This is a genomic window from Microbacterium sp. 4R-513 (assembly GCF_011046485.1).
Taxonomy (GTDB): Bacteria; Actinomycetota; Actinomycetes; order Actinomycetales; family Microbacteriaceae; genus Microbacterium.
Window position 1 is genome coordinate 1,474,363 of record NZ_CP049256.1, and the last position, 13,676, is coordinate 1,488,038.

Here is a 13,676-nt window from a genome sequence, read left to right on the forward strand (position 1 = left end):
AACCGGAGAGAACAATGCCCAACGGACTCATCGCCGACGACAGCCTCCGCCCGCACCCCGACGGGCTCGCGCTGCAGCTCACCATCCCCTGGTACCGGAGCCTGTGGCTCTCGTCGGTGTCGACGATCCGCCTCACCGTCGACGGGGCCGAGATACCCTCCGACGACCTCGCCTTCGAGCTGGACGGCACGCGCTATGCGCTCGACGAACTGCCCGAGCAGAGCGACACGCTGTGGTTCCTCCAGAGCCACCCGCTGCTGGTCGCGCGACTCGACGTGCCCGTCGCGCTCGGAGAGCAGCACGAGGTCGAGATCTTCGGCGAGCTGCGCCTGCCCTATATGCAGATCGCACCCGGTCAGGACGGCGGCCCCGGCATGTACGTCCCGAACATCGTGCACCAGAGCTTCTCGCTGACGGTGACGGACCAGGATGCCCCGCCGCGCGCGCTGGTGACCGATGTCGGGGCTCCGCCGCCGGCGTCGGCGGACGACCCCTTCAAGCTGGGGCTCACGCTCTACTCCGCCAGTGCGGAGTTCCGCGCCGGCTGGTACGACTTCGACGGCCTGCTCGACCGCGTGGCCGAGCTCGGCATCGGCCCGGGCATCGAGATCGTCGCGTCGCAGGTTCTGCCGACGTATCCCGTCGTCTCGGACGAGTTCGTCACCCAGTGGCGGGCCGCCTTCGACAAGCACGGCTTCGACGAGAGCTCGTTCGGCGCGAACCTCGACATGGGGCGCCGTCGCGACCGCGACATGACCCCCGACGAGGAGTTCGAGTTCAGCGAGCTGCTCTTCCAGGGCGCCAAGAAGCTCGGCTTCCCGCTCGTCCGCATCCAGAGCGCCAAGCCCGAGCTCCTCCGCCGGCTGCTCCCCGTCGCTGAGAGCCTCGATCTGAAGCTCGCGTACGAGATCCACGCGCCGATGGGGCCGAACTCGCCCGAGATACTCAAGGTGCGCGACGCCTACGCCGAGCTCGACTCGCCTCTCCTCGGGTTCGTTGCGGACTTCTCCTCGACCATGCACGCCATGTCGCCGACCCTGCTGCGGGCCGTGCGCCGCGCGGGGCTCGACGACGAGGCGGTGGATCGCCTTCAGCAGATCTGGGCGACGGATGCCTCGATGCGCGACCGTCAGCAGGAGTTCATCGCCTATCTGAACAGCCGCGACTTCGACCCGGGTCGCCTCGGATCGTTCGCGCACCTCGCGTTCAACATGCACGGGCACGTCGACCCGCGCGAATGGGCCGACATCATGCCGCAGATCCTGCACGTGCACGCGAAGTTCTACGACATCGACGAGAACGGACAGGAGCCCGCGATCGACTACCCGGAGCTCGTCCGCGTGTTCGTCGAGGGCGGCTACCGCGGCTACTGGTCGAGCGAGTGGGAGGGTCACGCCTTCGCCGAGCTCGGCGAGGTCGACCCGCTCGTGCTCGTGCGCAAGCAGCACGATCTGATCCGGACGTCGATGCACGCGGTGGAGGCCGCGCGTGTCTGACACCGACGTCGACTTCCGCACGCTGCCCGTGTCGGATGCGATTCGCTGGCTCGCGGAGAACGGCGAGCCGGTCGACCCGCGACCCGGCATCGACACCGATTCGCTCAAGCGTCGCTTTCCGCGGCTCGCCGGCGTCGGAACGCGCGATCTCACGATCGACGGGCCGGCGGGCCGTGTCGTGCCGGCGCGCGTGTACCGGGATGCCGGTGCCGAGGCATCCGGTCGGGCACTCGTGTGGGTGCACGGCGGCGCGTTCATCGGCGGTCACCTCGACATGCCGGAGTCGAACTGGGTCGCGCTCGAGCTCGCGGCACGCGGCATCCCCGTGCTCGCCGTCGACTACGTCAAGTGCCTCGGCGACACGCACTTCCCCGAGCCGTCCGACGACGTGCTGGCCGCGTGGCGCCACGCCGTCGCGCACGCCGAGGAGCTGTTCGACGTGCCGGCCTCCGCGGTGCTCCTCGGCGGAGCGAGTGCGGGCGGCAACCTCACGGCGGGCGCCACGGCGCGACTGCGGGATGCCGCGGAGGACGTGCCGGGCGGGCTCGTGCTGGTCTACCCCGTCGTGCACCCCAACGCGCCGGATCCTTCGGCCGAACTCGACCTCGAGTCGCCGCACGGGGTGCTCACCCTCAACTTCGTCGGTTCGGCCGAGGCGCTGGACGATCCGCATGCGTTCGCCGCCCTCGGTGCGGCCGAGGGCTTGCCGCCGACGTTCATCCTCGTGTGCGAGCTCGATGGCCTCCGACCCTCGGGAGAGGCCTTCGCGCGACAGCTCGAGGAGGCCGGCGTGCCGGTGGCCCTGCGGGTGGAGACCGGCGCCGATCACGGCCACATCAACGAGCCATCCGACCCCACCGCCCTGCCGACCGTCCAGGCGATCGCCCAGTGGATCGGCGGGTCCGCGTGACCGCGGAAGGCGGCTGGACTGTCGGCGAGGATCTCCGTCTGCGAAAAGGCACCGAGCTGCGGGTGCTGCTCGGCGGGCAGGTGCACAACTCGTCGAGCTCGTCGGCGGCGGCGATCCGCGAGTCGTTCGCCCACGCTCAGCGCGTCAATGCCAACACCGTCCTGGCGCCGGTGAGCTGGGCGCTGACCGAGCCGCGGGAGGGCGTCTTCGACTTCGCACTGGTCGACGCGATGCTCGAGGAGGCGGCCCGCCTCGAGCTGAACCTCGTGCTCCTGTGGTTCGGAGCCTTCAAGAACGCGACATCCACCTACGCTCCTCGTTGGGTGCGTGCTGATCAGGAGCGCTTCCCCCGAGCGGTCGTCCATCCCACGACGAAAGGGAGCGCCTTCCACTACTCGGGAGTGACGCCGACGCCCGTGCTGTCCGTTTTCAGCGAAGCGCTCTGCGCGGCGGACGGTACGGCATTCGAGGCCCTGATGCGCCACCTCGTCGAGAGCGACGAGTCGGACGTCGTCGCTCTCGTGCAGGTGGAGAACGAGTCCGGACTGCTCCGCGACAGCCGCGACCGGAGCGATCCCGCCGCGTCGGCGTGGGCCGAAGGCGTGCCGGATGCGCTCATCGCCGCGGCGCGAGAGGGTGACGAGGCATCCCTCATGCACTGCCTCTGGGTCGAGCGGGGGCGGCGTGACGGAGGGACCTGGAGCGAGGTGTTCGGCGACAGCGCCGACGCCGATGAGGTCTTCATGGCGTGGGCGATCGCCTCGTACGTGGAGCGGGTGGCGGCGCGGGGGCAGGCGGCCAAGCGCATCCCGATGTACGCGAACGCCTGGCTCGGACCTCAGCCGGGGCAGGAAGAGCCCGGGCAGTGGCCGAGCGGCGGGCCGTCGAGCCGCGTCATAGACGTCTGGCGCGTCGCGGCTCCTTCGCTGGCGCTCGTCGGCCCCGACATCTACGTCGACGACGCCGACTCCGCGATGCGCGACTACGCGACCGGCACACAGCCCTTCTTCGTGCCGGAGAGCAGACTGCGCGCGGGCGAGCTCGTCCGGGCGATCGGCACGCACCGCGCCATCGGGTGGTCGGGGTTCGGGATCGACGGAGCCAACCCCGACGGTCAGGTGGCCGCGACGTTCGCGTACCTCACTGCTTTCGAGCACGAGATCGCCCGCGCCCAGCAGCAGGGCCGCATCGGCGCGGTCGTGGTCGAGCCGGGCACCGAGGTGACGGAAGCGCCGGTCGGCGACCTCACGGTGAGCGCGCGCAGCCTCAACGACATCGTGCGGAACTTCCTCCTGGACGTGGGCGTGCAGTTGCCGGACGAGGCGCTGCCGGTTCCGGACGAGACCCTTCCGCGCGAGCCTGTCCCGACACCGGGTGAAACCCGGCCGTTCGCCCTGGTATTCGCAGAGGACGACGACAGCTGGATCGTCGTGGGGCAAGGGGTGAAGCTCGACTTCACCGCAGACGACCGGGTCGTCGAGTACGACTCCGTCGTCGAACTGCTCCTCGGCGAGGACGGCATCGTGCCCGGTCGAGTGCTCAACGGAGACGAGCGCCTCCAGGTCGTCCCCGTCGATCGCGTCGGTGCAGCGCGGATCACCCTGCTTCGAATGGCCGGAGGAACACATGGGTCTGAGTGACGCCAACGCACCGGTCGTGGAAGGGGTGACCGGTGGCTGACCCGACGACGTTCGTCAATCCGGTGCTCGGCGGCGATCGCCCCGATCCGGCCGTCATCAAGGTCGGGGACGAGTATTGGATGACGTACTCGTCGTTCGAGTCGGCGCCGGGGCTGCTGCTCTATCGGTCCCCCGACCTCGTGAACTGGACCTACGCCGGCTCTGCGCTCGCCGAGCCCCTCGGCAGCACGTTCGCCGTCGACATCGCCGAGGTCGACGGGCGCTTCTTCATCTACATCCCCTTCATCCCGGCGCCGTGGTCGGCGTTGGATGCTCCAGCGATCTTCGTCATCCACGCGGACTCGATGGAGGGTCCCTGGTCCGAGCCGATCGATCTCGGCATCCGGTGGGCGATCGATCCGGGTCACGTCGTCGGCGAGGACGGCAAGCGCTACCTGTTCGTCAACGGCATCCGTCGCGTCCAGCTCACCGACGACGGGCTCGCGACCGTCGGCGAGCTCGAGCACGTCTACGACGGCTGGCACTATCCCGACGAATGGGTCACCGAGGCCTACGCGCTGGAAGGGCCCAAGCTCTTCCAGCACGACGGGTGGTTCTACCTCGTGAGCGCCGTCGGAGGCACGGGCGGCCCGCCGACGGGGCACATGGTCATCGTCGCGCGGTCGCGATCCGTGCACGGTCCGTGGGAGAACAGCCCGCACAATCCGGTCGCCCGCACCCGTGACGCGAGCGAGAAGTGGTGGTCCCGCGGGCACGCCACGATCCTCGGCGGCACCGGACCCGGCGACTGGTGGATGGTGTCGCACGGCTACGAGAACGGCTATCGCACGCTCGGCCGGCAGATCCTCCTCGAGCCGGTCAGGTGGACGGAGGACGGCTGGCCCGCGTCGGGTGCGGACGACATCGGAGGAGTGCTGGATGCCCCGGGCGAGGCATCCGCGCAACCGGCGTCGAAGGCGTTCGATGACGACTTCTCGGTGCTGCGGCTCGGAGAGCGATGGACGTTCCACGCGCCCGCGCCCGGCGAAGCTGCTCGCCTGGATGCCGACGACGGGCTCGTCCTGACGGCGAAGGGCACGAGTCCGGCCGACACGTCGCCGCTCGCGCTGATCGTCGGCGACCACTCCTACGAGTTCGAGGTCGATGTGGAACTGCTCGACGACGGCGTGGAGGGCGGTGTTCTGCTCTTCTTCAACGATCGACTCTTCTGCGGAATGGGGATCGATGGGGAGCGGATGCCGAGCTACGCCGGTGGCCATCGGACGCACTGGCGGGAGCCGGCCCCGCCGGTCCGTCGTCTGCAGTTCCGCCTCCGCAACGACGAGCACATCGTGACGGGCTGGTACCGGGAGCCGGGCGGCGACTGGACGCGCCACGCCATCCGCTACGAGACCTCCGGCTACCACGCGAACACGATGGCCGACCTGCTGAGCCTGCGCCCCGCGCTCTACGCCGCCGGCGACGGGCGAGTGCGGTTCCGCGACTTCCGCTACCGGCCGCGGGGCTGACGTCTCCGCGCGGGCTCGGCGCGTTTCGTCTCGCTTCGCTCGCTCAATGACCGAGACGAAACGCCCCGACCGGCGCGGATCGCCGCGGGGTCAGCGCACGCGGAGCTCGACGGACTGGCTCGCGGCGAGGGTCGGGCCCACGTGCAGCCGGAAGAGACCCGGTTCCACGACGAACGTGGGGGTCCCGGCATCCGTCGCCCAGAAGCCCAACTGCTCGCCGCCGATATCGAACGCGAACGTCGAGGTCGCACCGGCCCGGATCGTCCGGCGCTCGAAGGCGACGAGCCGGCGCACGGGAGGTGCGATGCTCGCCACGAGGTCCTCGACGTAGACCTGCACGACCTCGTCACCGGTCCGGTCGGACGTGTCCGTGACGTCGATCTCGAGTCGCACCTCGCCGTCGGCCGGGATCTCGGGTGCCGAGAGCCGAGGCTCCCCGTGCGTGAAGGCCGCGTAGCCCGACCCGTGGCCGAAGGAGAACTGCGGCCCGAGGTCGAGGTCGAGGTACTTCGAGGTGAACTTCTCCTGGAGGTTGTCGGGTCCGTGCAGGCCGACGTCGGCCACCTCCGCGGTCAACGTGCCGCCGACGGAGGCCGGCCTGCCCGTGTTCTCGTGCGCGTAGTCGATCGGGATCTGACCCACGCTGCGCGGCCAGGACATCGGCAGGCGTCCCGCCGGCTCCTCGTCGCCGAGGAGCACATCGGCGATCGCCGCCGCCGCCTCCGTGCCGCCGTGCCACGCCACCACGACGGAGGGGGCCGCGTCGATCCAGTCCGACACGACGAGCGGACGGCCCGTCACGAGGACGACCGCGAATGGTACGCCGGTCTCGGCGATCGCGAGGATGAGCTCCTCTTGGCGGCCGGGCAGCCGCAGGTCGCTGCGCGACGCGGCCTCGCCCGAGAGCGCGCTCGGCTCGCCCACGAGGAGGACCACGGCATCGCTGGCACGGGCGGCGGCGACAGCATCCTCGATTCCCGCATCGACGTCGTCGAGGAAGTCGACTCCCGGGACAGCGGTCACATCCACACCGTGGGCGCGCAGCTCGTCGGCGACGCTTCCGGCACCGGCAGCGAAGAACTGCGTCCACGCACCCAGGTGGTCGGTCGACTCCGCGTATGGCCCGGTGAGGAGCACGCGGCCGCGACGTCGGAGCGGCAGCATCCCATCGTTCTTCAGCAGGACCGCGGATCGGGCGGCGGCTCTGCGCGCGAGCGCGCGGGACTCGACCGTGGGCTCGGTCCGTTCGGCGGACTCGTCGGTGTACGGATGCTCGAACAGCCCCAGGCGCTCCTTGAGCGTCAGCACCCGCGCGACAGCATCGTCCAGGCGGGAGCGGTCGATCCTGCCGAGCGCCGACTGCGCGACGTCGCCCGGCGCCCCGCCCATCTCGATGTCGAGACCCGCGCGGAAGGACTGGGCGACGGCATCCGCGAGGTCCTCCGCGACGCCGTGCGAAAGGAGGTTCCGGACGCCGTCCGCATCACCCACGACGACGCCGTCGAACCCCCACTCCTCCTTCAGAACGTCCGTCAGCAGGCGGCGGTTGATGTGCATCGGCACCCCCGCGACGGTGTTGAAGGCGGCCATGACCGACGCGGCGCCTTCGGCCACGACGGCGCGGAACGGCTCGAGGTAGACGTTGCGCAGGCGATGCTCCGAGACGTCGACGGCGTTGTAGTCCCGGCCGCCCTCGGGCTGGCCGTAGGCCACGAAATGCTTCGCGGTGGCGGCGATCGCCGTCGAGGACGACAGATCATCGCCCTGATACCCGCGCACCATGGCGCGCCCCATGACCGCCGTCAGGTGGACGTCCTCGCCGAACCCCTCGACGACTCGCCCCCAGCGGGGATCGCGCGAGACGTCGACCATCGGCGAGAAGGTCCAGTTCACCCCGCCAGAACGCGCCTCCGCCGCGGCGAGCGCGGCGAGCTCCTCGACGAGCGCCGGATCGAAGGTCGCCGCCTGGGCGAGCGGCACCGGGCCGATCGTGCGCTGCCCGTGGATGACGTCGAGTCCCACCAGCAGCGGGATCCCGAGCCTCGTCTCCTCCACTGCAACGCGCTGCAGGTCGTTGGTCGCCGACGCCGACGGCGGCCAGAACACCGACCCCAGCCCCTCCCGCACGAGCTGAGCGGCATCTTCGCGGTTCGGGCGGAACACGATCTGGAGCTGGCCGAGCTTCTCGGCATCCGTCATCTCGGCGATCAGCCGCCGGACTCGTTCACTCGTCATGGCTCTTCCTTCGTGTCAGACAAGGGCAGTGCCGCCCAGGACCGAAGCCCTGGGCGGCACGTTTCTCAAGGAGAGTCGCCGGATCAGCTGTCCCAGGCGGCGTCCATGTCGGAGAGCACCTGGTCGACCGTCTTCTGGCCCGTCAGCAGACCCTGCACGCCGACGCCGAGAGCGTCGTAGACGGCGGGGTTCGGCCACGTCGCGTTGGGCAGGCCTGCGTAGTCGCCGTTCTCGAGCAGGTCGCCGATCGGCTGGTACTCGGGAAGCAGGTTGTCGGCCGTGGCACCGGTGATCGGGACCAAGCCGGCCAGGTCGGCGAACGCCTTCGACTGCTCGGGCTGGGCGACCCAGTCGAGGAACTCCTGTGCCGACTTCTTCGCACCGTCGCTGGCCTTCGCGTTGATCGCCCAGGCGTAGTTCGCCGAGGCCAGCGTGAACGCCTTGCCGTCGTCGGCGGGCGGGAACGCCTGGACGTTCAGGTCGATGCCCGCGCCGGCGCTGATCGACGCAGCCGCCGAACCCGGAACCGCAGCCGTCAGCGACGTCTGGCCGCCGATGCCCTGCGTGATGGTGTCGAACGTGCCGCCCGCGACGCCGTCCTGGAAGCAGCCGCCCTTGTCCATCTCGACGATGTCGTTGAGGACGTCCTCCCAGCCACTGTCGACGAACGTGACATCGCCTGCAGCGCGCTGCTCGTTCCAGTCGGGGTCGTCCGCGTAGACGCGGGTCGCCGAGATGAGCATCGACATGAGGCCCGTATTGAACGGGACGCCGCCGGCGAGCACGGTGAAGGTCTTGCCGCCGTCGCGGGCCGTCTTGCAGTCGGCGAGCAGGTCGTCGTAGGTCGAGGGGTACTCGTCGATACCGACCTCGCCGCCGGCCGGGCCGTTCCAGACGAGACCCACCGGGGCGAGCGCCGTGGGCTGGGCGTAGACCTTGTCGTCGACCGAGAACTCCGCCTCGGCGCCGGCCGGGATGATCCCCGCCGACGTCTTGTCGAGCTCCTCGAGGAAACCGGCCTCTGCCAGGTTCACCACGGAGATCGGCTGACCCGTGCCGGGCGCGAGGATCATCATGTCTGCGGCATTGCCGGCCTGCAGCTGGGTCGTGACCTGCGTGTTGTAGGCCTCGGAGGGATAGGGGATCACTTCGACGGGGATGCCGGTCTCTTTCGACCAGGCATCGAGCGTCTTGGCGTAGTAGTCGTCCTGATCGTTGGCCTGCGCGACCATGACGCTGAATCCTTCGCCCGCGGCATCGCCGGACGCGCCGCCGGAGCTGCCCGTGTCGCCCCCTGCGGAGCAGCCGGCGAGGATGAGGACTCCGACCACCGGTGCCGCGAGAAGCGACCACCGGAGAGGCCGGGAGGCTGAGTGCTGTGGCATTTCGACCCTTTCGTGACTTCGTTGTCGCCAGCTCGGGTGCTGGCCCGGCCGCTGGCCGCCCACTCAGCCTGACACACATTCGCACGATTTCGACATTAGTATCGTTTATGTGGTGCAATAGCCCCGCTGATTACCTCTCTCCCCAGGTCAGGGGAGCATTTGCTCGAGCACCGGAGAGGTCTGCACCACTTATATCGGATATCGCTACAACTAATGTGTGCTTTCGACTCAAGTGTGTGAGAGTTGCTGCAGGCGCCACCGATGGCGGCGCGTGACGACGAGGTCAGAGAGCAGATGACAGTGACGATCGAGCAAGACGCTACTCGCACCCTCACCGTGCCTCCCGAGGCACGGCGGACGCCGCGGCCGAGGGGCCGCAGACCCCTCATCAGCTACGGCCACTGGTGGTGGGCGCTTCCCGCCATCGTGCTCGTGATCGGCGTCCACTACGCCGCGACCCTCACGGGCGGGTTCTTCGCCTTCACGAACTGGACCGGCCTCGGCGACTGGCAGTTCATCGGGTTCGACAACTTCGTGCGGATCTTCAAGGACCCGACGCTGCTGGGGTCGGTCTGGAACACCCTCTTCCTGGCCTTCGGCACCGTCATCGTGACGAACGTCATCGGGCTCGGCTTCGCGCTCGCGATCAACCGCACCCTGAAGACCCGGTACGTCCTGCGGACGCTGCTGTTCCTTCCGGTCGTGCTGAGCCCTCTGGCGGTCGCGTACATCTGGAAGTTCATCTTCCAGTTCAACGGCCCGCTGAACGGCTTCTTCGTCCTCATCGGACTGCCGGACCTGCAGAAGGTCTGGCTGGCCGACCCGACGTGGTCGATCTGGGCGATCCTGGTGACCGTCGTCTGGCAGCAGACCGGGTTCGTCATGGTGATCTACCTCGCCGGCCTCGCATCCGTCCCGGTCGAGATCGAGGAGGCTGCGGCGCTCGACGGCGCGAACATCTGGCAGCGCTTCCGGCACGTGACAGTCCCCGCGATCCGTCCCTCCATCGCGATCGCGACGACCCTCGGCATCATCCAGGGGTTGCGCATCTTCGACCAGATCTTCGCCCTCACGGGCGGCGGACCGGCGGGCGCCACGGAGACCCTCGCGACGCAGGTCTACAAGCAGGCGTTCTCGCTCGGCCAGTTCGGCTTCGGCTCGGCCCTCGCGCTCGTCCTGACGCTCATCATCCTCGTCTTCGCCATCATCCAGCAGTACGCCACCCGCGACCGCGACGCCGTCGGAAGGGCCTGACATGTTCCGCTACACCAAGCTCACCGCGCTCCGCGAGGTGCTCATCTGGGTCGTCACGCTGATCTGGCTGCTGCCCTTCTACTTCCTCATCGTCACCGCGTTCAAGGGTGACCAGGAGGCGCTCACGACGAGCGCCGTGGCGCCGCCGAAGTCGCTCGACTTCAACGCGTTCATCCAGGTGCTCACCGCCACGGGCCGCAACAACATCCCGCTCAGCATCCTCAACAGCGTGATCATCACCGCCGGCGCCATCCTCGGGCTCGTCCTGTTCGGATCGATCGCGGCCTACGTCATCACACGGCGCACGCGGACGTGGACGAACCTGACGTTCTACCTCGTGCTCATCGCGATCATCCTGCCGGCGCAGCTCGGCACCGTGCCGCTCTACATCGGCGCCCGGTCCGTGGGCCTGACGGGCAACGCGATCGGCATGATCCTCCTCTGGATCGGCATCCTGCTGCCCCTCTCGGTGTTCCTCTACGCGAGCTTCTTCCGGGGCCTGACGACCGAGTACGAAGAGGCCGCCGTCATCGACGGCGCCTCGCCGACGCAGGCGTTCTTCCGGGTCGTGCTGCCGCTCATGGCGCCGGCCACCGGCACGGTCGCGATTCTCGCTGGCCTCATCGTGTGGAACGACTTCTTCAACTCGCTGATCTTCCTGGGCGGCTCGACGACGCAGACGCTCCCCGTCGCGATGTACACCTACGTCGGCGGACTCGTCTCGGCGTGGAACAAGATCTTCGCCGTCGTCATCATCTCGATGGTGCCGATCCTGCTCTTCTACATGTTCGCGCAGAAGAAGTTCATCCAGGGTTTCGCCGGCGGCCTCAAAGGCTGACACCGCCGGCCATCGATTCGGGGGCGGCCGGATCGTCGAGCGGCGCGCAGAACCGCGCGCCGCACGTCGCCCACTTTCATCCCATTTCGATTCGGAGACGCCATGTACCAGCTCGCACCCAACATCGAACTCCTCTTCACCGAGGCCGGCGACTACCACGCCCGCGTGCGCGCAGCCGCGGCGGCGGGATTCGACGCCGTCGAGATGTGGGGGCCCACAGGAGCGGATGCCCCGGCGACGCCCAAGGATCTCCCCGCGCTGAAGGCGGCCCTCGAGGAGACCGGCACGCAGCTGACGGCGCAGCTCTCGGAGCCGCGCACGCAGTTCATGATCCCGCCGTGGGATCACTCGCAGTTCTTCCGCAAGCTCGACGAGGGCGTCGCGATCGCCCAGGACCTCGGGTGCCCGCGCATCGTCGTCGGCAGCGGCACGGGGTTCGGCGGCTGGAAGCGCCAGGTGCAGCTCGACAAGCTCATCGAGATCTACCAGAAGGCCACCGCGCAGATCGACGGATCGGGCATCACGCTCGTGCTGGAGCCCGTGAACGTCCGCGTCGACCACCCCGGCTCGCTGCTCGACCGCACGGCCGAGGGCGTGTACATCGCGCGCGGGGTCGACTCGCCCTTCTTCGGCGTGCTCTACGACATCTACCACTCCGCGGTCGAGGGTGAGGACATGGCGGCCGAGCTCGAGAACGCCGGCGACATCATCAAGTACGTCCAGCTCGCCGACGCTCCCGGTCGCGGGGAGCCGGGCTCGGGTTCGCTCGACTGGGCCGAGCGGCTGAGGATCCTCCGCGCCTCGGGCTACGACGGTCCCATCGGCCTCGAGTACTACCCGACGCAGGAGTCCGCGGCATCCGTCGCGCTGATCCGCGAAGTGGCGGCGGCCGCGTGAGCAGGTACCCCGACGAGGTCGATGTCGCGATCGTCGGAAGCGGTCCGACGGGGGCCGCCTACGCCCGGATCCTGAGTGAGCGGGCACCCGGCGCGACGATCGCGATGTTCGAGGTCGGCCCCACCGTCTCAGATCCCCCAGGGTCGCACGTCAAGAACATCGAGGATCCGATCCGCCGCGCCGCCGCGCAGCACGCGTCGCAGGGCCCCGACACCGAGGCCGCGACCGTGAACGGCCCGGGTGCCGTCAAGAGCGGCCAGCGCATGGGCCGCCCTGGCACTTTCCTTCTGCCGGAGGGCTATCAGTTCGATGGCGAGGACGGGCTGCCTGTCGCCGCCATGTCGAGCAACGTCGGCGGGATGGCGGCGCACTGGACAGCGGCCTGTCCGCGACCCGGCGGCAGCGAGCGGATCGGATTCCTCGACGACCTCGACGAGCTGCTCGCCGAAGGCGACCGCCTGCTGGGAGTGACGACGGATGCCTTCGACGGCTCGCCGTTCGGCGACATCGTCCGCGAGCGGCTGTCCGCGGCCGTGGATCAAGGACGCGTCGCCGAGACCCGCGTGCAGCGGATGCCCCTCGCCGTCCACCGACGGGAGGACGGCCGGCTGGTGTGGTCGGGCTCGGACGTCGTGCTCGGCGATGTCACCCGGTCGAACCCGAACTTCCACCTGCACGACGAGTCGCTCGTCACCCGCGTGCTCGTCGAAGACGGCCGCGCTGCCGGCGTCGAGGTGCGCGATCTCAGGACCGGCGAGCCGCACACCGTGCGCGCGCGGTTCGTCGTCGTCGCCGCGGACGCACTGCGGACCCCGCAGGTGCTCTGGGCATCCGGCATCCGTCCCGACGCCCTAGGTCGCTACCTCAACGACCAGGCCCAGGTCGTCTTCGCGACACGCCTGCGCGACCTTCCCGATCTCGACACCGACGTGCCGGCCAACGGCACGCTCGCGGAGTACAGCGGCGTGAGCTGGGTGCCGTTCACCGACGAGGTGCCCTTCCACGGGCAGATCATGCAGCTCGACGCGTCGCCGGTTCCGCTCGCCGAGGACGATCTCGTGCAGCCCGGTTCCATCGTCGGGCTCGGCCTCTTCTGCGCGAAGGACCTGCAGCGCGACGATCGTGTCGTCTTCGACGACGACCGTCTGGATGCCTACGGCCTGCCGGCGATCGGCATCCACTACCGGCTCACCGACCACGACCATGCCGTGCTCCAACGCGCCCGCGAGGAGATCGTGCGGCTCGGCGCCGCGATCGGCGACCCGCTGGACCCTCGCCCGTTCACGATGCCGCTCGGCGCCTCGCTGCACTATCAGGGCACGACGCGCATGGGGGAGACGGATGACGGCGAGAGCGTGTGCGGTCCCGACAGCGAGGTGTGGCGCGTGCCCGGCCTGTTCGTCGCGGGGAACGGCGTCATCCCGACCGCCACGGCCTGCAACCCGACGCTCACCTCCGTCGCGCTCGCCGTCCGCGGCGCTCGCCGGATCGCTCGCGCGCTCGGTTGATGCTC

Annotated in this window: 10 protein-coding genes; 8 read left to right on the top strand and 2 right to left on the bottom strand. The window is 69.4% G+C overall.

Annotation, left to right across the window (positions count from 1 at the left end; all coding sequences use genetic code 11):
• Positions 1–14: 14 nt before the first annotated feature.
• Genes G5T42_RS06450 through G5T42_RS06465 form a run of 4 tightly spaced genes read left to right on the top strand, consistent with a single transcriptional unit; the run spans position 15 to position 5,554 of the window.
• The gene (locus G5T42_RS06450) at positions 15–1,496 is read left to right on the top strand and encodes a DUF6379 domain-containing protein (RefSeq protein ID WP_165126959.1); all 1,482 of its coding nucleotides are present in this window, start codon (positions 15–17) and stop codon (positions 1,494–1,496) included.
• Entirely contained in the window at positions 1,489–2,406 is a 918-nt protein-coding gene (locus tag G5T42_RS06455; RefSeq protein WP_165126961.1) for an alpha/beta hydrolase, read from the top strand. The genes G5T42_RS06450 and G5T42_RS06455 overlap by 8 nt, the downstream gene beginning before the upstream one ends.
• Positions 2,403–4,046 (top strand): DUF5597 domain-containing protein, encoded by a 1,644-nt coding sequence (locus G5T42_RS06460; protein WP_165126963.1) that lies wholly within the window; start codon positions 2,403–2,405, stop codon positions 4,044–4,046. Before G5T42_RS06455 ends, G5T42_RS06460 begins: the two co-directional genes overlap by 4 nt.
• A gap of 32 nt (positions 4,047–4,078) precedes the next feature.
• Positions 4,079–5,554 (top strand): family 43 glycosylhydrolase, encoded by a 1,476-nt coding sequence (locus G5T42_RS06465; protein ID WP_206535721.1) that lies wholly within the window; start codon positions 4,079–4,081, stop codon positions 5,552–5,554.
• Between the two features lie 90 nt (positions 5,555–5,644).
• On the opposite strand, the gene G5T42_RS06470 is transcribed toward G5T42_RS06465, so the two are convergent.
• Positions 5,645–7,789: a glycoside hydrolase family 3 N-terminal domain-containing protein gene (locus G5T42_RS06470; RefSeq protein WP_165126965.1), complete on the bottom strand. Its 2,145-nt coding sequence runs from the start codon at positions 7,787–7,789 to the stop codon at positions 5,645–5,647.
• Positions 7,790–7,872: 83 nt separating this feature from the next.
• Positions 7,873–9,174: an extracellular solute-binding protein gene (locus G5T42_RS06475; RefSeq protein ID WP_165126967.1), complete on the bottom strand. Its 1,302-nt coding sequence runs from the start codon at positions 9,172–9,174 to the stop codon at positions 7,873–7,875.
• Positions 9,175–9,468: 294 nt separating this feature from the next.
• Between G5T42_RS06475 and G5T42_RS06480 the strand changes: the two genes are divergently transcribed.
• From G5T42_RS06480 to G5T42_RS06495, 4 genes are all read left to right on the top strand, one after another.
• Positions 9,469–10,428, top strand: coding sequence for a sugar ABC transporter permease (locus tag G5T42_RS06480; protein ID WP_165130115.1), 960 nt, complete (start codon positions 9,469–9,471; stop codon positions 10,426–10,428).
• Between the two features lies 1 nt (position 10,429).
• The gene (locus G5T42_RS06485) at positions 10,430–11,266 is read left to right on the top strand and encodes a carbohydrate ABC transporter permease (RefSeq protein ID WP_165126969.1); all 837 of its coding nucleotides are present in this window, start codon (positions 10,430–10,432) and stop codon (positions 11,264–11,266) included.
• A gap of 102 nt (positions 11,267–11,368) precedes the next feature.
• Complete coding sequence (locus tag G5T42_RS06490) at positions 11,369–12,163, top strand: TIM barrel protein (protein ID WP_165126971.1); 795 nt, start codon at positions 11,369–11,371, stop codon at positions 12,161–12,163.
• Positions 12,160–13,671, top strand: coding sequence for a GMC oxidoreductase (locus tag G5T42_RS06495; protein ID WP_165126973.1), 1,512 nt, complete (start codon positions 12,160–12,162; stop codon positions 13,669–13,671). Before G5T42_RS06490 ends, G5T42_RS06495 begins: the two co-directional genes overlap by 4 nt.
• Positions 13,672–13,676 lie beyond the last annotated feature (5 nt).